Annotated in this window: 1 pseudogene; it reads left to right on the top strand. The window is 26.3% G+C overall.

Annotation, left to right across the window (positions count from 1 at the left end):
* A pseudogene (locus J8J04_RS03070) lies at positions 1-355 on the top strand (hypothetical protein); the annotation flags it as partial.
* Between the last annotated feature and the right edge of the window lie 3 nt (positions 356-358).

Raw genomic sequence — 358 nt, 5'->3', positions numbered from 1 at the left:
TCAAACTCAATATATTTATGATACTAATAAAGTTAATAATATTATTAATTTAATGAATGCTTTTAAAAGGTTAAAAGCATTAAAAGAACTAAAAGAATTACAATATCAAAACCAATTAGAAACTAAACAAGAATCATATGATTCAATTGTTAAATTACCACAACCAGAAGTTAATTATATGACAGATAAAACTAAAACAAATAATACAAATAATGATGAATTAATTAAAGGTATTGCAATCACAACTTTGGGTGCTGGTGCAGTTATTATTGCTGCTGTTACTTTCCCTCCTATCTTTGCATCTTTGGGTGCATCTTTGGGTCAAATGGCACCAGTTATGACTTTATTACTATAAATT

Origin of the sequence: 'Fragaria x ananassa' phyllody phytoplasma, assembly GCF_018274325.1 — a bacterium.
Classification (GTDB): Bacteria; Bacillota_I; Bacilli_A; order Acholeplasmatales; family Acholeplasmataceae; genus Phytoplasma.
This window is presented reverse-complemented; position numbering and strand designations above follow the sequence as displayed.